Below are 21,201 nucleotides of genomic sequence, written 5' to 3'. Positions count from 1 at the left end.
TTTTTATAGTACAACTAGAGCTATCACATTGTATTTGTATGGTTATGAAACGTTCTGTTCTCAGTCTGATGTATCTGATCCAGGGCATGCGCAAGGCTGGCATAGAGGTCGATCAAAAACTGCAAAATATCGGCTTGCGTGTTGATGCGCTTGATCCGACTTCAATTATTCACCCAAGCGTGGAATATGATGTGCTCAAGGTGGTGGGTCAGGATATCCAGCCAGAACAGGGTTTATTGATCGGCCAGCATTATGCTTTGGCAGGTTATGGGCCTTTGCTGATGTTGCTGGTGACCAGTCCAACCGTACGTGATGCGATGCATCAGGTGATTCGTTTTCAGCAATTGACGCATCTTACCGGTCAGTTGGGAGTGGAGCAAAGTGAGTACCGCAGTGCGCTTTGCTATTATCCCAAGAAAACGGAAGATCATCTGGGAATGCTGGTCGCGCAAGCTGAGATTTCAGGTACTTTCAAGTTCATTCGCGATATTTACAAGATGATGGGTTTGTCCAAGCCTGACTTGCAGATTGAACTGCCTTTCGCCGCACCGGAACAACCTGCTACCCAGAAAATCTATCATGATTATTATGGAACACAGGTACAGTTGGGTGCTGCAAGAGCTGCATTCTGGTTTGATGAGGCCATTTTGGATATCCGGATTCCTTCAGCAGATGCGGAGACCTTTGCAGTCTATGAAGCAAAGTGTCTGGCTGAACTGGAACGTCTGGCGGAAGATGCTGATGTCCCGACTGTGGTACAGCGAGTACAGGATTATCTGGAGCTGCAAACCGGTTTGATGCCAAGTATGGCTGAAACGGCTCAGGCTCTGAATATTCCAGAACGTACTTTACGCCATCAATTACAGCAGTTCGATACCAGTTATAAACAGATTCGCGAAGAGATTATTAAAGATAAAGCTTTGCGACTCATTGAATATAAACAGTATTCGATTGAAATGATTGCAGAGTTATTGGGTTATTCCGAACCGGCTGCTTTTAACCATGCCTTTAAGCGTTGGTTTGGGCAAAGTCCTCGGCAATATATAAAATAGCCTAAGTTAGTTAATGCCAAAGTGTTATAGTGTGCGTTCTAAACTCCGCTATAATTAAACAGATCCTGAATAGTACGAAACCTATGTCCGATTTTAATTCACAGCACAGCACCGCTTTTAGTCCGATCTCTCCTGCAGAACGTTATGCACAGGCTTTGTCTTCAGGACAGTTTATGCCTGATGATGCACAGGCCATGGCAGTACATGAGCTAAATCGTACCTGGCTGGAATTAATTCAGCGCTTTAAAGCGTCTAAGAAAGCCTTTCGCCGTTTCCGCCGTCAGACTTCGCCGAAGGGTGTATACATGTGGGGCGGAGTAGGTCGTGGCAAGACCTGGCTCATGGATCAGTTTTATGAATCGATTCCATTTCGCCGCAAAACCCGTATGCACTTTCACCATTTTATGCAGCATGTGCATCGTGAGTTAAACAAGCTTTCAGGTCAGCGTAATCCGCTGGATCTCGTAGCGGATCAGATTTATAAAGATGCTGTGGTGATCTGCTTTGATGAATTTTTTGTATCTAACGTGACAGATGCCATGATTCTGAGTGATCTGTTCCAGAAGCTGTTTGAACGTGGCATTACGCTAGTAGCGACTTCGAACATTGCACCGGATGGTTTATATAAAAACGGGATTCACCGTGACCGTTTTCTGCCAACCATTGAAATGGTCAAGAAAAACTGTGTCATTCTGAATGTAGATGCTGGTGTGGATTACCGTTTACGTGTCTTAAAGCAGGCGCAATTATTCAAATATCCACTAACGCATGATAATAAAAACTGGTTGGCACATCGCTATACCGCACTGACTCAAACCCAAACCTCTTCTCAAGAACCAATCATCATCAATAACCGCATTGTTGAAACTGTGGCACATACTGAAGATGTGTTGTGGTGTGAGTTCTCTGAACTATGCCTAAAACCGCGTAGTCCGGCTGACTTCATTGAAATTGCGAATATCTACAATACGGTATTGGTCAGCAATGTGCCGCATTTAACCGATTTCCTAAATGATGCCACACGCCGTTTTATTTATCTGGTCGATGAATTTTATGACCGTGGAGTCAAATTACTGCTGACTTCAGAAGATAATATTATTGATCTTTATAAAGGTGAGCGACTGGCTTTCGAAATTGAACGGACCCGTTCACGTTTGCTAGAGATGCAATCAGATGAATATCTGCATTCAGAACATCGCCAGATCGAGAAAATAGCTTCAAGTGAGCCTGAATAAATACAACAAGCGCTGGTCATGACCGGCGCTTTTTTATGCATTCCATTGCGTCAAAGATCGACAAGCTCAGCCAAACATGGCTTAATCTTGATCTAAATATGACCTTGTATAAAAAGAACGGACAACTTTTATTCAAAAATCTGAACTTAAGTCTAATTTCTACATTTCAAAAACTTTATACACTGTCATGAGGGTATTTAGCAGGATGATATTGCATCGTGTGTGACATCATTTAATAAGAATATGAGGGTATTCTTATTAGAAAAATGCTCATTATTTTGCGGTGTGATAGTACTATTCAGCTAGATTTTAATCGGTATACTAGAATCTCTTGTATAAAAAGTAGCAATATCAGGAAAGACAATGACTGCACGTATTCAAAAAGGCAAGTTAGCGATTGCTAAAGAACTTTACGATTTTATCGAAAATGAAGCACTACCAGGTTCTGGTTTGGACAGCGAAACATACTGGAAAAACTTTGAACAAGTCGTTGTTGATCTTAGCCCTAAAAACAAAGCACTTTTGGCTAAGCGTGATGATATTCAAGCTAAAATTGATGAATGGCATCGCAATAACACATTTGAATTACAAGCTTACAAAGCTTTCTTGACTGAAATTGGCTACTTATTACCAGAAGTAGAAGATTTCCAGATCAGCACTGAAAATGTAGACGAAGAGATTGCACTATTGGCTGGCCCACAGCTGGTAGTTCCAGTACGTAATGCACGTTACTGCCTGAACGCAGCGAATGCACGCTGGGGTTCTTTATACGACGCTTTATACGGCTTCGACGTGATCTCTGAAGAAGATGGTGCTGAAAAAGGTAAAGGCTATAACCCGAAACGTGGTGAGAAAGTTATCGCATTCGCGAAAAACTTCTTAAATGAAACATTCCCGCTGGCACAAGGTTCACATGCTGATGCAACCAAATATGCAGTTGAAGGTAATGCACTGGTTGTAACGCTGAAAGACGGCTCTACCACAACTGTTGCGGATAGCTCTAAATTCGTTGGTTACAATGGCGAAGCTTCTGCACCGACTGAAATTGTATTGAAAAATAACGGCCTGCATGCGATCATCCAGATTAATGCAAACAGCCCAATTGGCCAAACAGATGCTGCAGGCGTAAAAGACGTTGTGCTTGAAGCAGCTGTAACGACGATTCAGGACTTGGAAGACTCTGTTGCAGCAGTTGATGCTGAAGAAAAAGTAGAAGGCTACCGTAACTGGTTAGGCTTGATGAAAGGTACGCTTGAAGAGTCTATCGAGAAAAATGGCAAGACCATTACCCGTAAACTAAATGCTGACCGTACTTTCAAAAATGTTGAAGGCGGTGAGACCAAGGTTCATGGCCGTTCATTGATGCTGCTTCGTAACGTGGGTCACTTGATGACAAACCCGGCGATCCTTGTAGATGGCGAAGAAATTTATGAAGGCATTATGGATGCATTGGTAACTCCATTGCTTTCTGTGGCTGATATCCGTGGTGAGAACACGATCAAGAACTCACGTACCGGTTCTATGTACATCGTTAAGCCAAAAATGCACGGTCCGGAAGAAGTTGCATTTGCGGTTGAACTGTTTGAACGTGCTGAACAGGCGCTTGGTTTACCTGCGAAAACGCTGAAAATTGGTATCATGGATGAAGAGCGTCGTACTTCGGTTAACCTGAAAAACTGTATTGCTCAGGCAAAAGACCGTACCATCTTCATTAACACCGGTTTCATGGATCGTACAGGTGATGAAATCCATACCTTCATGGAAGCAGGTCCGTTCGTGCGTAAAGGCGAAATCAAAGGCCAAAAATGGTTCCCAGCTTACGAAAACCGTAACGTCATGGTAGGTCTACAAACAGGTCTACGTGGTAAAGCACAGATTGGTAAAGGCATGTGGCCAAAACCAGACATGCTGTTAGACATGTACAAAACCAAGACTGAACATCCTGAAGCAGGTGCAAGCTGTGCATGGGTTCCATCTCCAACAGGTGCAGTGATTCACGCGATTCACTACCACCAAATTAACGTGGCAAACCGTCAGCAAGAATTGCTTGCAACTGAAGCGTTGCCTTTAGATGATTTGTTGACTCCACCTCTTGCAACTGATACCAATTGGTCTGAAGAAGAGAAACTGAAAGAACTGGAAAATAACTGTCAAGGTATCTTGGGTTATGTCGTTCGTTGGGTTGATCTGGGTGTAGGTTGTTCTAAAGTTCCAGACATCAATGATGTGGGCTTGATGGAAGACCGTGCAACTTTACGTATTTCTTCTCAGCATGTTGCCAACTGGTTACGTCATGGAATTGTAACGCGTGAACAGGTTGAAGAAGTAATGCAACGCATGGCGAAAATTGTGGATGAGCAAAATGCGAATGATCCACTGTACAAGCCAATGGCTGCTGATTTTGACAATAGTATTGCATTCCAGGCTGCTTCTGATCTGATCTTCAAAGGTGGTGAACAGCCATCAGGCTATACAGAGCCGCTTCTACATGCAGCTCGTTTAAAACTTAAAGGTTATACAGGTGACTAATCCTGTAACTTGAAAAAAAGCCTCTTCGGAGGCTTTTTTATTGCTCTTAAAAAAGATCTAAGGATAAAAATGTTCTTTTGGAAGGTAAACTAACTGACTGAACACCTAAAACAGAACAATGTCACAGAAGAAAATTTTAATAATAATTATCTGTTAAACAGTAGCTTTATATCTGCCAGTCGGTATTCCTATGAGCGTTTACAGTTCCTCATGCTGGGTAGCTGTAGAGCTTTGGATAGTGTATTTAAGACTCAGTTTAATTCGCAATTTTTAATTTCTAAGAATCGTATTTTGGCTGATGTACTGGAAGATTTAAACTGCGATAAAGATAAAAGAGAATCATGCATCAGTAAGTTCCACTTACTTATAAAGCTAAAGATAAAAGCGTAACAATTCGTCGCTGTCACTTCCATCCTGAAATGGCTCTGCTAAAGTAAAAGCAAATCAATAAATTGCAGGGAAGAACAGCATGGCATATCAAAATTTGGATCAGCAGTTTATTGCGGGTCAGTGGCAACCCGGCCGTTCCCAGAAAATGATTCAGAATTTGAATCCCTACACCCAGGATACGATCTTTACTTTGCAGGCGGCCAGTACTGCAGATGTTGATGCGGCTTATGCGGCAGCTGATAAAGCCTTTCAGCAGGGTGCTATTAAATCAGTAGAGTTAAGACAGCAAATCCTGCAAAAACTACAACAGGTGATTCAGGCACGCCAGGATGAAATTATTGACTGGTTAATTCTTGAGTCTGGAAGTACCCGTTTTAAAGCTGGTCTGGAAGTTGGCGCTGCCTTATCTATTATTCAGGAAAGTCAAAAATTTCCAGAACAGATCAAGACTGAACAGTTGGAGAGCAAAGATCCACAACGTAAAAGTCTGGTACTGCGTAAACCCTTGGGTGTGATTGGCGTCATTAGCCCATGGAATTTTCCATTTCATTTATCCATGCGTTCGGTAGCAACAGCGATTGCCTGTGGAAATAGTGTGGTACTCAAGCCAGCAAGTGATACACCAGTGACAGGTGGAACCTTATTAGGCAAATTGTTTGAAGAAGCTGGTTTACCCGCAGGTGTGCTCAATGTGGTTTCAGGTGCAGGCAGTGAAATCGGTGATTATTTTGTCGAGCATTCGATACCAAAAATGATCTCATTCACGGGTTCTACTGAAGTGGGTCAGAATGTAGGAAGCAAAGCCTTAGCCAGCCCTCGAATTAAACGTCTGGCACTGGAACTGGGCGGAAATGCACCACTGGTGATTCTGGATGATGCTGATCTTGATCTGGCAGTAGAACTGACAATCATGGGGCGCTTTATGCATCAGGGGCAAATCTGTATGAGCACCAATCGGGTCATTGTTGATGCATCCATCCATGATGCCTATGTGGAAAAGCTTTTAGAGCGAGTGAAAACTGTTGCTGTGGGTGATCCAAATCTGGAAGAGACCATCATTGGGCCGATCATCAATCAGAGTCAGGTCAAAAAACATCAGCAGATTATTCAGAGTGCAAAAGAGCAGGGTGCAGAGCTGGTATATGAAGGGGGTATAGAAGGTAATCTGGTCTATCCACATATCTTTACTGGGGTAGCACCTGAATCTCCACTGGCTCAGGAAGAAAGTTTTGGACCGATTCTGCCAGTACTGAAAGCTCGTGATGAAGCACATGCCTTAAAGCTGGCCAATGATACCCGTTTTGGCTTATCCAGTGCGGTTTGTACTTCGAATATTGAACGTGGTATCAGCTTTACAGAACAGCTGGATATCGGTATGACTCATATCAATGGTATTAGTGTGGCAGATCAGGCTAATGCTCCGTTTGGGGGAGAGAAAAACTCTGGGCTTGGGCGTTTTAATGGACGCTGGATTTTTGAGGAATTCACCCGTACTCACTGGCTGACTGTACCCAGTGAATAATATTAAATGATAGAAACTTATCCATAATCCATACAGGTTTAAGCTTGGCATCAAGCTATAATCAGAGCATCAAGTGATCTGTCTGATTAAGCATGTGTGCCAACTTTAAGCCTTTAACTTCGCAGCAAATACATGATCTGGGCTTACCGGAAATTCCCTTTGAATATCCGGAAGAAGTCTATCCGAATTATGCTACCCCCTTGTTATTTCAATCTGATCAAGGTCTGGAATGGCGCTCGGTTAACTTTGGCTTTATTCCCAAATGGGCAGAGGATAAAACGATTGGGACAAAAACCTACAATGCCAGAAATGAAACTTTGCTGCAAAAACCAACCTTTGCAGAAGCGACAGCCAAATGCAAGTTTGGGGTGATTCCCGTCTCGGAATTTTATGAGTCAAAGTATTTTGATAATAAACCACAACGCTGGGGCGTCAGACGTAAAGATGGAAAGGCGACCTTTATTGCGGCACTGTATGAAATTGCACGGGTGCAGGATGAAATCGTACGTTCAGCCAGTATGATTACGATGGATGCAATAGACCATCCCATGATGAAAGAGTTTCATGAGCCGGGAAATATTAAACGTTCAGTCATTGTGATTCCGCATGAGCGTATACATGAATGGTTGAATCTCACGCAACCGGATATTCGTAGCTTTGTACAGGGATTTCCAGTGGAGGAGTTCGAATGTTCACATGTACCAAAAGAAAGAATCAAAAAAGCCAGTCCACAGCTGAACTTTTTTGATTCCTAAAACCTAGAAAGCAATGGCGGATCGTTAATTATTATAAAAGGTGTTATTGATCTCGCCAGCTAAATTCAAAATTGAAAAAATACTTAACGAGCCAAGTTTTTAAAGATATGGCGTAAGCTTTCCATAGTTTTTTCAATTTGTAATGGGGTTAGCCCTTCAAATGACTGTTCCAGTACAACATTGGTCAGGTCATTAATTTTATGTGTCATTTCCATTCCTTTTTCAGTCAGCACGACACGGGTAATACGAGCATCGTCTTCACAGGAATAGGTTTCAACCAGACCTTCATCTTTTAAGCGATAAACGATCTTGGTGGTTGTCGACATTTTAGATACGACCATTTCTGACAGGTCAGAAACGCTGGCATGTGGTTTGGCTTTAAGAGCAAGCAAGATACGGCGACGTGAATTATCGACACCATACTTTTTTAGTGCATGATCTACATTTAGGACATATTGGGCATGGACTTGAGTCACCCAGTAGTATGGAAAGTTTTCTAAATTAAAGTCTTCTGCACAAGGTAAAAATTTTGCATATTTTTTAGTCATGAAATGTTCCTTTTATTTATTTTTCTAGGGCACTGACATTTTATGTAAAAGTTTATACATGTTTCAACCTTTATTTTTAAAATGTTAACGAGATTGCATTTGTTAGATCTTCTTAACATCAAAAAATCAGGCGATTTACATGTTGTAGCTCAATCGGGGCAAATTGTAACTGTCTTTATCCAGATGAATGGCATTGATATGACATGCAAATCTTAAGGCTCCAGATTAGGTTTAGAGTCTAAATAAGAGCTGGGTTGGCAAACCATATGGATAAATGGCCGACCTGCGCATATCTTACTTTTGGTGAGTATGCGGAAATACAATTCAAAATCGATGCTGTTTAAATGAATGCTCTGATACATTTTTAATCTGTAGCACGATGCAGATGCGGATTTCTCAAATCTGACCGAAAGCTAGAGCGAGTACATTTAAATTGGTCACTCATCGAATAAAACCGTTTTGGATGAGAAACTTATGCATCTTTTTGATCTCACGACTAACTATTTATAACGTGTATGAACCATTTTAATAAAAAAATCCATATTTAAAATATGTCTTTAGATAAGTGGATTTAATGGACTTAGTCGGATAGTGGATGATTCAATATTTTATGATGCATGATTAGATATGAATATTAAGAGAAACAGTAATTTATATCTCAGGCTTCTATCAGTTAGATTTAATGCGCTTAGGGTCAAAAAGAAGCCTAAATTTTCTTTAATTTGTAATGAGTTATGTAGAACATGACAGATTTCGGCCAATGATTTGAAAATTAAAAGATTTTAGAATAAGGAGAGACAAAGCGGTGCAACAGTTTTTCATAAATTTTATTGTTCAAAAATCATAAGTTTATGCATAATGGATACATCTTAAGTCGAAAAGGTTAAATTAAATGGATCCCTCGCCGTGCGTTGATCTTCCATATTCGTTGCTTACATACTCAAACGGGATGGTGTTCTAATGGAATTTTTATTAGATCCCGGAATTTGGGTTGGTTTAATTACTCTTATTATTCTCGAAATCGTTTTAGGTATTGATAACCTAGTCTTTATTGCCATTCTGGCTGAGAAACTTCCCCCTGAACAGCGTGATAAGGCCCGTGTGATCGGTCTATCCTTAGCCTTGCTGATGCGTTTAGGTCTGTTGTTCGCGATCTCTTGGTTAGTCACCTTGACTCAACCGCTTATTCAATTATTTAACTGGACCTTCTCCGGACGGGATTTGATTCTGCTCTTTGGTGGTTTATTCCTGCTCTATAAAGCTGTTACCGAACTTCATGAAAAAATTGAAGGCAAGCCTGAAATACAGGTTACGACCAAGGTGGCATATGCAGGCTTTACAGCAGTTGTGGCTCAGATTGTCATACTGGATGCCGTATTTTCACTGGACTCGGTGATTACCGCCGTAGGCATGGTCGATAATATCTATGTCATGATGGCGGCCATGATTATCGCGATGGCCGTGATGTTATTGGCGTCTAAACCATTGACTGACTTTGTGAATCGTCATCCTACGGTCGTGATTCTGTGTTTGAGCTTCCTGCTACTGATCGGGATCAGCCTGATGGCAGAAGGTTTCGGTTTCCATATTCCGAAAGGTTACATCTATTCTGGTATTGGCGTTGCAATTGCAGTTGAAGCCTTTAACCAGTTTAGTCAGCGCAATGCTGCGAAACATGAAGCCAAGATTCCGTTGCGTCATCGCACTGCTAACAGTATTCTCCAACTGATGGGCGCTAAGCTTGAAACCACCAGTACTACTCAGCATGAAGCACAGGAAACCTTTGCGGATGAAGAACGCTATATGATTGGCGGGGTATTGACCTTGGCAGAGCGTTCTGTAGCATCGATCATGACCCCACGAAGTCAGATTTCCTGGGTCGATCTGGAGGATAGTCCGGAACAAATCCGTGAAAAAATCCTGTCTGTACCCCACAGCCTGTTTCCGGTTTGTCGGGGCAGTCTGGATAAGGTGATTACCATCGTTCGTGCCAAAGAGCTGTTAGATGTACTGGATGAACCGGAAGAGTTAAAAGCTTTGATCAAGCGTCATCGCCCTATCTATATCTTTGAAAGAATGAAGGTGATTGACGCGATTAATACCTTACGTACCTCAAAAGGCTCTCTGGTGCTGGTGAGCGATGAATTTGGTCATGTACAAGGTCTGATTTCACCGCTAGATGTGTTTGAGGCAATTGCCGGTGAATTCCCGGATGCCGATGAGCAGCTGGATCTGGTCAAAGTTGATGATACACACTGGATTGCATCTGGTATGCTGGATTTGTACCAGTTAGAACTTGAGCTCGGTATGCTGGATCTGATTGATGAAGATGCAGGCTATATCAGTGTTGCCGGTCTGATTCTGGATAAAACCAATAGTGTGGTCGAGGTAGGCACTGAACTGAACTACCAAGGTATTCAATTCAAGGTAATGGAAATCGAAAATAACCGGATTAAGTCGGTGAGTATCCATTATCAGGGTTAATCGCCTGTCTTGATTATTTTTTGAGTCAGTTGCTTAAGGGCAACTGACTCTTTTATTGAATATTATTTATGACTTAGATATTAATGCTCACCTAAGCTTATTCTTCAGGCTAAATGGAGTATTGAATATTTCGGAAGCCAAGAATGCGTAATAGGTTTTACAGGTTTAGAAGTAATAAATCTTACTGAAGTATCAAAATACAGACATGCTTTATTTAGAATTATTAAACAAATTTAAATAAAGTTTAAAAATAAGTGTGAATTTGACTAAGTGGTAAAATATATATTTCACGTAATTTTGAAAGATATTAGTCAAATTCGAGATACAAAAGCTCATCCAAAGCTTACACAATACTCAGCTTGAGCGCTTGAAAAATTATTTTTGCCAGATTAGGGCTGAATTTAATTATCTAAAAAATAAGTTGAATAGTGTAATAGGGTGTTCCATGTGTTCATTATAAAACACCCGACTGATGCTTAATCCGCCAAAATCCGAAAGTCTGCATATTGACGGATCGTTTCTATATTCAATTGATGGATCTCATCGGTAAATGCAGCATTAAACTGGCCTAAGGTCGGTGCTTTGGCAAAAGCCAATTGACCGGCGATTGCAAAATGAACATGAGCAGAGAGCGCTGCGATCGCAGGAGAACTTACTGCACTATACGCTGCAATCAGGGCCCCTAGGGCACATCCAGTTGCTGTGACGCGCGGCTGTAAATATGAACCGCCTAAAACCTGAATCACCGGATAATCTCTGGAAATGATGTAATCAGACTCACCTGAAATAGCAATACATTCACATTGTTCCAGTAAGGACTGCGCCTGTAGATAAACTTCCGAGCTATCGACAGTGCTATTGACGCCTTTGGACTCAATATTTTTCCCTGCCAAGGCACCAATTTCTGAAGCATTTCCCCGTAAAATGGTGGGTTGATAGGTCATGAGCTGATCCACAACACCTGAACGCCAATGCAGTACATTTCCATAACCAACAGGATCTAGTACCCATGACTTTTGAATGCTGTGTGCTGTTTTCGCAGCAATCTGCATTGCCTCGACCTGTTCGGTAGTCGGTATTCCCAAATTTAAACTGAGTGCCCCGGCAATTTTGACAAAGCTCTCTGCTTCAAAAGGATTATCAATCATAGCGGGCGAAGCATTCGCAGCCAGCAAGATATTGGCCACATAATTGCTGGCCACCGCATTGGTCATCACATGCACCAAGGGTTGCTGCTCTTGAAGCAATGACCAGGCTTCACAGATCTGATCGAAAAGAGTATTTTGTAATTGTTGCACGGAAGTATTCATCATCCTGATCTTTCAATTATGAATAGAGCTGCTAAATGCTTAGCGGGTAAAATAATGGTCTTGATGTTTGCAGTTACGGCATAACAGGCTGACATAATCGCTGGCATCATATTCAACAGTAAGCTCTTGTGAGCCGCAATGCATACAGCGTTTTTGTGAATAAAATTTCAGGCGTGGTTCAATCTTTTGCCATGAACGCCAGACCGGTTGGAAGAAAATATTTTCATCATAACCCAGGAAGCGGAAAAACAGGATGCTGCTCATTTTGCTCAAAGGCAATTGCGGTGGACGAGGCAGGATAGAGGTTTCCCATTTTTCATTCACTGAACGTTCCCGATATTGCTGTAGGGTCTTTTTCAGTAAATTGGTATTAATGAAATTTTCATTTCGTGGTTTTAAAGCTTTCTGCTGATACAGATATTCGAGGGCCGATTGCACCAGATAATAAATCTGTCCCACAGCCAAAACATCGAGCAGGCGATAGCAGAAAGCCTGAAAACTTTGATTGCCCGCAATCTGGATACCCCAGCTACGGCAATAGAACTGAGCGAATTGAATGACTTCCTGATACAGCAGACAATACAGTGCATCTTTGACTTCATCCGCACTTTTAAAAGGTACGCCTTTGCTCAGATTTTCATAGAACCAGTAACGCAATTGCTGGGTAATACTAAACAGGCTTGGCTCAGAATAGCCATCCAGACGTACATTAATATAGTACTGCTGATTCTCTTGTTGAATATCTCTAGGAACTAGAATCTGGTCTTTCAGCAGATTTTTGACCAGACCATGCTGATACAGGTAATTCGGGCTGATGGAATAATATTTAATGGCATGCCAGTCAATATATTCCTGATGCTGGCTATGTTCCTGAACCTGTTCATCCAGAATCGAGAGCAGAAACAGTTTATTAATAAAGCTGAGCTGATTGAGCTCATATTCATGCCGATCCTGTTTTTTATGAAATTTCCGGTTTTCCTGTAAACGGACTTCTTTCAGCATACGTTTACGCTGAGCCAGACACTGATCGCAATAACAGTTATGTTTCTGGTCGGTATAGAGCTGATGCTGGCAGTGGCTGCATTCATGATAAGTAATGTCCTGATCATACTGTTCTGCCTCGATCCAGTACATGGAAGCCTTACATAGTGGGCACTGCGTACTTTCATCAAGCTGTTTTTGCAGAACGTTGAATACCATGATTGCGCACAACTCCAGAATAAAGAGAAACTGCGATTATACACAGCTCATCAAAGTCACGCGTCATTTGAGAATATTTTTAATGCTGCAGATTTCAGGACAGGATAGCCTTTAAACGAACAGAGCTACCGAAGTAGCCCTGTATTCAAGAAATTGGATCATCGTTTTTAAACGGGGCAGGGTAATGTTTCGTCTTCCTCTCCTTGATGTTTCGCTTGAATCAACGCCTGCACTTTTTTGGATGGAACCTTTTTGGCACCAAGTGCATCATAAGTATTCAGAATCGCACTAACCTCATGCGCTTGTAGCTGAACGCCTTCAGAACTCATGAACAGGGCAATAACTTTATGATCAATATTGGCCTGATCCAGAACCTGAAGTGTTTTAAGATTTTCAATCCGTACCACATGCTGTTTTAAATACATAGCTCACCTCAATTTCTTTGTTGTCGTTATTCTTGGATTTTTGCGCTTGGAGAAAACACACTTAGACTGTAGCAAAAACCATGCTCATTTTTTAATCAATATTTCGGAATTGCTATTAATCATAAATTATATATTTTTAAATCAAGCACATAAGAAAATGTAAAAAAATATGATATTAGCCGAAAACTTGGCATATATCTTTCTTTGAATCCTGCCATTGCTGTTGGGTGATGCAAAATGCATTCAAACTGGTGCATGTCATTTGTGCATTTAAAATGAAATTTGGAACGCAGATTAACCAGAACTTAATCTTTTAGAAGTCAGGTTTTGCAGCGCCCAGCATCTAAATTAGATATAAGGTTGTCCTGAACCTAGGCAGTAATTTTTCATATTGGAATAATACTTTGCATGTGCAGGAATCATGCATAGAGGAATCATACAGTGCAGATGAAAGCTTTTTTTATTTTATCTTTAAGTTGTTTTAGAGATGGGGATTTTAGATATCGGGCAAATATAAGGCGATTATCGTATATTTTGATGTAGCTCAATTGAAAAGATCAGTAATTATTCCCATATACAATACAAATGAAACGCACAGACAGGTTCAAGATCAAGGCGTATGATCAATGCATTGACAATCTTTTGCCTTAGAAGCTGTGCAATAAAGGATCAGGACATTATATGAATATCGCGGCGAATCCGGTGATCGAAGCAGATCAAACCATTTATTTAAAAGACTATCAAAAACCTTCTTTTGTTGTAGATTCAATCGACCTGAATATTCAAGTCTATGACGATCATACGCTGGTCAGCAGCAAACTGGAGATGCAGCGCCAAACAGCAGGTGATCTGGTATTGCTTGGTCGTGACCTGGAACTGCAATCGATCCAGTTAAATGGTCAGCCACTAAATGCATCAGATTATATTTTGGATGCTGAGCAACTGGTGATTAGCAATGCTCCAGATCAGGCGACTATTGAAACAGTGGTCAAGATTCATCCAGAAAGCAATACCATGCTGGAAGGTCTGTATCAGGCCAGTTCAGATTTATTCGTAACTCAGAACGAACCGGAAGGTTTCCGTAAAATTACGTTCTATCCAGACCGCCCAGATGTATTGTCTGTATTTACCACTCGTGTCGAAGCTGACAAAAAGTATCCGGTTCTACTGGCTAACGGTAACCTGATCGAAACTGGTGAAGTGGATGAAAACCGTCACTATGCACTTTGGCAAGATCCAACCAAAAAGCCGAGCTATTTATTTGCCTGCGTAATCGGTGATCTGGCAGTGATGAAAGACCGCTATACCACATCAGAAGGTCGTGATGTCGCACTGGAAATCTATGCTGAAGAAAAAGACATTCCAAAATGCAAAATCGCGATGGAAGCGTTGAAACATTCCATGCGTTGGGATGAAGAGCATTATGGTCTGCCATACGACCTTGATAATTATATGATCGTAGCAACCAGCGCATTTAACATGGGTGCGATGGAAAACAAAGGTCTGAATATCTTCAATACCTCATGTGTATTGGCTGATGAAGAATATACAACTGATGCTGCCATCATGCGTGTGCAGTCCGTGATTGCCCATGAATATTTCCATAACTGGACGGGTAACCGGATTACCTGCCGTGACTGGTTCCAGCTGTGTCTGAAAGAAGGTTTGACCGTATTCCGTGATCAGTCTTTTTCTGAAGATCTACAATCTGCTGTGGTACAACGTATTGATGATGTGGCAGTCCTGAAAGCGCATCAGTTTCCGGAAGATTCTGGCCCTTTATCGCATCCACCGCGTCCGGATCATTTTGTGGAAATTAATAACTTCTATACGGCGACCGTGTATGAAAAAGGTGCAGAAATTAACCGTATGATGGCGACTTTGCTCGGTAAAGAAAAATTCCGTCAAGGTACAGATGAGTATTTCCGCCGTCATGATGGTCAGGCCGTAACGGTTGAAGACTGGGTGGCTGCCTTGACTGCCGGTTCAGGGGTAGATTTATCGAACTTCCTGACTTGGTATAACCAGCCAGGTACACCGAAACTGGTCGCAAAAGGTGAGTATGATGCAGATGCACAAACTTATCGTCTTAGCTTTAAGCAAAGCCTGAAAGCTCATCCGAAATATCCGAATCTGAAAGCTGTTCCGATTCCAGTGGCTTTGGCCTTGTTTGATGCGAATACCGGTGAGCAGCTGAGCCTGAACTCTGATGCCTTATTTGAAAATGGCGTCAAAGATGGGGTATATCTGTTTGATCAAGATGAAGCGACCATCGAGTTTAGCGGTATAACCAGCAAGCCGATTGTTTCTTTACTGCGTAACTTCTCTGCACCCGTTGATCTTCATTTTGATTACTCTGAACAAGAACTGGCGTTCCTGTTGCAATATGAAACCAATGGTTTTAACCAGTGGCAAGCGACCCAGACTTTATTAGAACGCATTCTGCTGGATGATCAGCCTTCTGAAATCTATATCGAGGCAATGCTGAATACCTTACCTGATCTGATTCAAAAAGATCCGCTATTGGCTTCACGCTTATTTGATGTACCGGCAGAAGGTTACCTGGGTAGCCGGATTGATACAGACTACAATCCGGCCATGATCCAAGAAAAACGTGATGCCTTGCTGCATAAATTGGCACGTGCTTTTGGAGCAACAGCTAAAGAAATCTATCTGAGTCTGGATCCTGAACTGCAGTCAGATTTTTCTCAGGCGATGGGTGTGCGTGCACTGAAAAATATCATGCTAATGCTGATTGCACGTCAAGGTGATGAAAGTGCATTTGAACTGGCAGGGCAGCAATACCAAAACACAGGCAATATGTCTGAACGTTTGGGTGCCTTGCGTGTTCTGGTATGGAATGATGCGCCTCAAGCCAAAGCATTCCTGGATGATTTCTATAACCGCTTTAAAGATGAAGCACTGGCACTGGATCAATGGTTCATGCTGCAAGCAGCTCATCCAAAAGCGACTGCAGAAACAATTAAAGCACTCACTGAGCATGCGGATTATGACTTGAAAGTGCCAAACCGTATCCGTGCGGTGAGTGGCGGTTTGAATGCCAATCCGGTCAATACCTGGAGCTTTGGTGTGCAGCATTATATCGAGCTGGCGAAATATCTGGATCAGAAAAACCCGATTGTCGGTTCACGTCTACTTCAGGTGCTTTCACGCTGGTATACCCTGATTGAACCACAACGCAGTGAAGTCAAAGCACAACTTGAAGCTTTAAAACCACAGGTGAAATCGAAAAATGTCTCAGAGACATTGAACAGTATGTTAAGCGTATAAGATCGTTATGTAAAAAGCCGGATCAACTGATCCGGCTTTTTATTATTGACTTATTTTAAATGGTGAATTTAAGCGCATTTAAAATACTATAATGTGAAATCAGTCACATAAAAGGTTTACAGTAAGAGGCTAGACAGGAAAGTAAAACTATACTTTTCTATTAAACATGAAGAAATCTTCAAATTGATATACTAGAGGTCTTATTCAAGATGTTAGTGAAAATCGAAGATGGTTTTTATTTAAATACTCGGCATATTATTGCGGTTCATGTCAGCAGAAATGCTGCGACTGGTCTGTTTGAAATCTCCCTTCAATATACACCGCATTCTATTCAGCAAGCTGGAGAATACAAAAAAGTATTTAATAGCCAGCTGGATGCTGAACTCTTCCTGAACGAACTGAATCAAAAAGTTCGCTAAAAAAAGCCTGCATCGCAGGCTTTTTTGTTGTCTGGGTTACGTTAAGGTCTCACAATCAATACCGGAATCTCGGACTGGGAAAGGACATTCTGTGCCACGCTGCCCAGCATCAGTTTTTGCAGACCTTTACGGCCATGTGATCCCATGATAATCAGATCGGTCGGAACTTCCTGCGCTGCCTGAAGAATTCCTTCAGAAGGTGCCATACCATGAATGATCTTGGTCGTGACCTGGGTACCATCATGCACAAAATTTGCCTTGATCTCATTTAAAAGATCCAGTGCATGTTGTTCTGCCTGCATGAAATAGTCAGTGACTGCGGGAGCAACCTTATAAAAGTCCACGCCTTTAAATGGGTCTACAGCAATAATACTGACCAATGTCACCTTACTATTAAAAGCTTTGGCCAGCTCACGGGCATGTTCAGCTGCAGCATAGGACATCGAGGATTCATCGAGTGCGACAAGAATATGTTCATAGTTTTGCATGGTGCTTCCTCATTTTTAGAATATGCAGTGAAATGATCATTTAGAAAATGGAGGTTTACTGTAGAAGGGTTCAGACAGAAACACTGCCTGAAAAAATTGCGCACCTTGAAGATACGCAAATCAGATTATTTTTTAACGATTAACACCGGAATTTGACTGGCGCCAAGAACATCCTGTGCAAAGCTGCCCAGAATCATTTTCTGGAAGCCTTTACGGCCGTGTGAACCCATGACGATTAGATCAGCCTGGGTTTCCTCTGCAGTCTCAGCAATATGTTCGGCATTCACCAGGCCAGTCACAATGCGGGAATCTGCTTCTATACCTTCACTGCCTGCAATTGCAGTGGCTTCTTTTAGGGCATTTTTTGCATTGGCATGAGCCTGAGCAAAATACTCTTTCATAATCGTTGAACTGTAGTAGAAGTCAGCTTCAGTAAAAGGGTCTTCTGCAATCAGGCTAATCAGGGAAAGTTTACTGCCAAATGCCTTGGCAATTTTGGCTGCATGTCGAACTGCAGAAAAGGAAATATCTGAACCGTCTACTGGGACTAAAATATGTTGGTAAGCCATGATTTTTCTCCGCATGTTGTGTGTTTTTTACGCTCTGATTTATTGATAGCACAGTGCACCCATGGGTGCAATTGCAAAAAGCTGAAAAATGGCAAAAAATATTTAAATTACAGATATTTTTCACATAAAAGCAGAGATTTGATGAAAGAAAAAACAGAGTAAAAAACTAGGAATTCAGGTTTTATTGATCAAAAATAACAGGATAAATGACGCTGTTTTTCTGGGGATGGTTTAAACTGCCTAGGCTTATTTTTTGGCTGATCTAGGGGGAAGGTTTTGAGGTTCTTTGTCATTCATTTATTGCTGCTCTGTTCAATTATTCTGGCAGGCTGTCAAAATACTGTACAAAATAGTCGGGTCATTGCCGGTGCTTTTAATTTGACCACAGGGATGCAGCAAAAGGTGATGGATCGCTATGCACCAGGTTCGGTCATCGTGCATCAGAATATGGTCTATGAACCGCAGAAAAAGCTCTCTCTGGATCTGTATCAACCACAAAATATCGAAAATATCGGCCCGCAACCAACCATTGTGTGGATTCATGGTGGTGGCTGGATTTCTGGTTCCAAAGAACATGCCCGGGGTTATTTTAAACTTCTGGCTGCGCAAGGTTATAATGTGGTATCGGTCCAATATCAGTTTGCACCTCAAGCCATTTATCCAAGCCAGTTACATCAGATTGATCAGGCCTTGGAGTTTATTACTCAACATGCAGCCGAATACCAGATTGATGCCGAAAATTTATATCTGGCCGGAGATTCTGCCGGGGCGAATATGGCCAGCCACTATGCTGCACTTTTAACAAATCCCGCCTTTGCCAAACAATCGGATTTTCAACCTTATCTGCAACCTTCCCAGCTTAAAGGTCTGATTCTGCACTGTGGTATTTATGACTTGGAGTCATTCGCCAGTACCGCACCTGATGAAATGAAGATCGTAGAGTGGGGAGTATATAGCCTGATTCAGGCTTATACAGGTGACCGTAAAAATGATACCGAGTTTCTCAAACGTATTTCTCCAATCCAGTATATTACGCCATCTTATCCGCCAGTATTCATTAGCGGGGGCAACAAGGATTTTCTGACCGACACCCAATCCTTGCCTTTTATCAAAGCTTTAAAAGCGCAGCAGGTTCCAGTAACAGAAGTTTTTTATCCCGAATCTAAAGCTTGGCTGATTCATGAATATCAGTTCTTTATGGGCAAGAAAGAAAGTCAGCAGACTTTTATCAAGACGCTGGATTTTTTGCATCAGCTTTCGCCCCTCAGCATAAACTTATAAAAAATTTATTTCTTAAGACCATAACTAAGTTTAGGTCTAGGAAAGATAAATTTGGAGAGTGAAAAAATGAATCCTGCAACTTGGGCATATTTTTTGTTGGGTTTGGCCATTATTGCCGAAGTCACTGGCTCTACATTTCTGGTGAAATCTGAAGGCTTTACCCGTTTGTGGCCTTCTTTAGCGGTGGTTGTTTTATTCTGTATCGCGTTTTATTTGCTGTCTCAGGTGATTAAGGTGATTCCTTTAGGCATTGCTTATGCGATCTGGGCCGGTGTCGGGATCATTCTCACGGCCATTGTCGGTTATATTGTATTTAAGCAGGCGCTGGATCTTCCTGCTTTTATTGGTATTGCCCTGATTATTTCCGGTGTAGTGGTCATTAATCTGTTTTCTCAAACGGCAGGACATTAAAAGAGATAGATATAAGTCTAAGCCAGCTGAGGTTTAAGCCTAAATAGTAAATAAACCATCAAACCAAGCAGTAGGCCCCAGAAAGCTGAACCTATTCCAAAAAACTGGATATTGGATGCACTGAACAGAAAGGTCATCAGTGCGGCTTCCCGGTCATGACTGTCCTGAAAAGCCAGTGCGATGTTATGGCCAATGGTGCCAAACAGGGCAATGCCAGCCAGAACCGTAATCAGAATACCTGGAAAAGCCATCAATAAGCTGGTCAGGGTCGCAGCGAAGAAACCCATCAGGATATAAAACAGACCACAGCTCATACCTGCGATATAACGCTTAGCCGGATCAGGATGTGCCTGTGCATCCAGACTGACTGCTGCGCTAATCGCGGCAAGATTAACACTGAAACAGCCAAAGGGAGCGAGTAGTGCCTGAGTGAGGCCCGTCCAGCCTAAAATTGGATTCACCTTGGGTGGATAGCCATAACTTTTAATTACAGCCAGGCCTGGTAAATATTGCGATGCCAGATTAATCACCATCAGCGGAAGAGCTAGTCCTAAAATAGCTTGCAGGCTAAATTCTGGCGTGGTCCATACAGGCTGAGCGATACTCCAGTTCAAATGGGGAAGTGTAAAATCGATAAAGAACGGACAGAGTACAATTGCAAGCAGTACGGTAATGACAATGCTATAACGGGTACTGAGCTTTTTAGAAATGAGATAAATGGCCAGTACGGTAAGTACAAAGCCCCAGGATTGTTGCAGGCTGCCAAATACTGAAATACCAAATTTCAGTAAGACACCAGCCAGCATGGCACTGGTCAGACTTTGTGGAATAAACTGAAAAATCCGGTCAAATATTCCGAAAAATCCCAGACAGGCAATCAGGATACCGCAAATCAGAAAAGCGCCAATCGCTTCGGCCAGACTGTAATGGCCTGCGGAGGCAATAATTAACGCTAGACCGGCTGTCGACCAGGCGGTGGAAATCGGATAACGATATTTCCAGGAAAGCAGAAAGCCGGAAACCCCAATACCTATGCCGAGTGCCCATAACCAGGAACTGATTTGCGCTGCATTTGCACCCAGGCTTTGGGCTGCTTCAATGACCAGTACGGCGGATACGCTGATCCCAATCATACAGGTAATAAAACCCGCCATGATGGCAGGAAAGGAGAGATCTTGTAAAAGTTTAGGCATCATCCATGACACTATTTTTAAATGCGTTTAAATCATACGCTTTTCATATATCAACACAATGTTTTTAACAATTTTTGAAAGCGCTGCTCTTGCCAGAAA

17 protein-coding genes are annotated in these 21,201 nt (G+C 42.0%); 10 read left to right on the top strand and 7 right to left on the bottom strand.

Features of this window, described 5'->3' with window-relative positions; genetic code table 11:
* Window positions 1-44: 44 nt before the first annotated feature.
* The 5 genes from FTV18_RS09005 (at window position 45) to FTV18_RS08985 (ending at window position 7,483) form a co-directional block, all read left to right on the top strand.
* A complete protein-coding gene (locus FTV18_RS09005) occupies window positions 45-1,052 on the top strand; it encodes an AraC family transcriptional regulator (protein WP_104426984.1) in 1,008 nt (335 codons plus the stop codon).
* Between the two features lie 83 nt (window positions 1,053-1,135).
* Window positions 1,136-2,287 (top strand): cell division protein ZapE, encoded by a 1,152-nt coding sequence (zapE, locus tag FTV18_RS09000; RefSeq protein WP_104425963.1) that lies wholly within the window; start codon window positions 1,136-1,138, stop codon window positions 2,285-2,287.
* Window positions 2,288-2,650: 363 nt separating this feature from the next.
* Window positions 2,651-4,816 carry a malate synthase G gene (locus FTV18_RS08995; RefSeq protein WP_180017596.1) on the top strand — a complete coding sequence of 722 codons (2,166 nt, stop codon included), beginning with the start codon at window positions 2,651-2,653 and terminating at the stop codon, window positions 4,814-4,816.
* A gap of 469 nt (window positions 4,817-5,285) precedes the next feature.
* The gene (locus FTV18_RS08990; protein ID WP_180017594.1) at window positions 5,286-6,728 is read left to right on the top strand and encodes an aldehyde dehydrogenase family protein; all 1,443 of its coding nucleotides are present in this window, start codon (window positions 5,286-5,288) and stop codon (window positions 6,726-6,728) included.
* Between the two features lie 92 nt (window positions 6,729-6,820).
* The gene (locus FTV18_RS08985; RefSeq protein WP_180017592.1) at window positions 6,821-7,483 is read left to right on the top strand and encodes an SOS response-associated peptidase family protein; all 663 of its coding nucleotides are present in this window, start codon (window positions 6,821-6,823) and stop codon (window positions 7,481-7,483) included.
* 83 nt (window positions 7,484-7,566) lie between these two features.
* Here the strand turns inward: FTV18_RS08985 and FTV18_RS08980 are convergent, their stop codons facing one another.
* Window positions 7,567-8,031 carry a MarR family winged helix-turn-helix transcriptional regulator gene (locus FTV18_RS08980; protein ID WP_179992445.1) on the bottom strand — a complete coding sequence of 155 codons (465 nt, stop codon included), beginning with the start codon at window positions 8,029-8,031 and terminating at the stop codon, window positions 7,567-7,569.
* A 960-nt stretch (window positions 8,032-8,991) separates the two neighbouring features.
* Between FTV18_RS08980 and FTV18_RS08975 the strand changes: the two genes are divergently transcribed.
* Window positions 8,992-10,515, top strand: coding sequence for a TerC family protein (locus FTV18_RS08975; protein ID WP_179992446.1), 1,524 nt, complete (start codon window positions 8,992-8,994; stop codon window positions 10,513-10,515).
* 476 nt (window positions 10,516-10,991) lie between these two features.
* Here the strand turns inward: FTV18_RS08975 and thiM are convergent, their stop codons facing one another.
* The 3 genes from thiM to FTV18_RS08960 form a co-directional block, all read right to left on the bottom strand.
* Window positions 10,992-11,825 carry a hydroxyethylthiazole kinase gene (thiM, locus tag FTV18_RS08970; protein ID WP_180017590.1) on the bottom strand — a complete coding sequence of 278 codons (834 nt, stop codon included), beginning with the start codon at window positions 11,823-11,825 and terminating at the stop codon, window positions 10,992-10,994.
* Window positions 11,826-11,864: 39 nt separating this feature from the next.
* Window positions 11,865-13,025 (bottom strand): hypothetical protein, encoded by a 1,161-nt coding sequence (locus FTV18_RS08965; protein WP_179992448.1) that lies wholly within the window; start codon window positions 13,023-13,025, stop codon window positions 11,865-11,867.
* 167 nt (window positions 13,026-13,192) lie between these two features.
* Entirely contained in the window at window positions 13,193-13,450 is a 258-nt protein-coding gene (locus FTV18_RS08960; protein WP_004783954.1) for a hypothetical protein, read from the bottom strand.
* A 681-nt stretch (window positions 13,451-14,131) separates the two neighbouring features.
* Here FTV18_RS08960 and pepN point away from each other — a divergent pair.
* Window positions 14,132-16,741 carry an aminopeptidase N gene (pepN, locus tag FTV18_RS08955; RefSeq protein WP_180017588.1) on the top strand — a complete coding sequence of 870 codons (2,610 nt, stop codon included), beginning with the start codon at window positions 14,132-14,134 and terminating at the stop codon, window positions 16,739-16,741.
* 209 nt (window positions 16,742-16,950) lie between these two features.
* A complete protein-coding gene (locus FTV18_RS08950; RefSeq protein WP_004783945.1) occupies window positions 16,951-17,160 on the top strand; it encodes a hypothetical protein in 210 nt (69 codons plus the stop codon).
* Between the two features lie 41 nt (window positions 17,161-17,201).
* Here FTV18_RS08950 and FTV18_RS08945 read toward each other — a convergent pair whose 3' ends face one another.
* Together FTV18_RS08945 and FTV18_RS08940 are read right to left on the bottom strand one after the other, a co-directional pair.
* On the bottom strand, window positions 17,202-17,648 hold the full coding sequence (locus FTV18_RS08945; RefSeq protein WP_104425970.1) for a universal stress protein: 447 nt from the start codon (window positions 17,646-17,648) through the stop codon (window positions 17,202-17,204).
* Window positions 17,649-17,773: 125 nt separating this feature from the next.
* Window positions 17,774-18,217 carry a universal stress protein gene (locus tag FTV18_RS08940; RefSeq protein ID WP_125279008.1) on the bottom strand — a complete coding sequence of 148 codons (444 nt, stop codon included), beginning with the start codon at window positions 18,215-18,217 and terminating at the stop codon, window positions 17,774-17,776.
* Between the two features lie 276 nt (window positions 18,218-18,493).
* Here FTV18_RS08940 and FTV18_RS08935 point away from each other — a divergent pair, with 276 nt between their 5' ends.
* Window positions 18,494-19,498, top strand: a complete 1,005-nt coding sequence (locus FTV18_RS08935; protein ID WP_180017586.1) for an alpha/beta hydrolase — start codon at window positions 18,494-18,496, stop codon at window positions 19,496-19,498.
* Between the two features lie 66 nt (window positions 19,499-19,564).
* Complete coding sequence (locus tag FTV18_RS08930) at window positions 19,565-19,909, top strand: SMR family transporter (RefSeq protein WP_180017584.1); 345 nt, start codon at window positions 19,565-19,567, stop codon at window positions 19,907-19,909.
* A gap of 17 nt (window positions 19,910-19,926) precedes the next feature.
* On the opposite strand, the gene FTV18_RS08925 is transcribed toward FTV18_RS08930, so the two are convergent.
* Window positions 19,927-21,102, bottom strand: a complete 1,176-nt coding sequence (locus tag FTV18_RS08925; RefSeq protein WP_180017639.1) for a benzoate/H(+) symporter BenE family transporter — start codon at window positions 21,100-21,102, stop codon at window positions 19,927-19,929.
* Between the last annotated feature and the right edge of the window lie 99 nt (window positions 21,103-21,201).

It is taken from the genome of Acinetobacter sp. YH12241 (genome assembly GCF_013417535.1).
Taxonomy (GTDB): Bacteria; Pseudomonadota; Gammaproteobacteria; order Pseudomonadales; family Moraxellaceae; genus Acinetobacter.
Note: the sequence above shows the minus strand (reverse complement) of the source record. Positions and strands in the feature narration are given on the sequence as shown.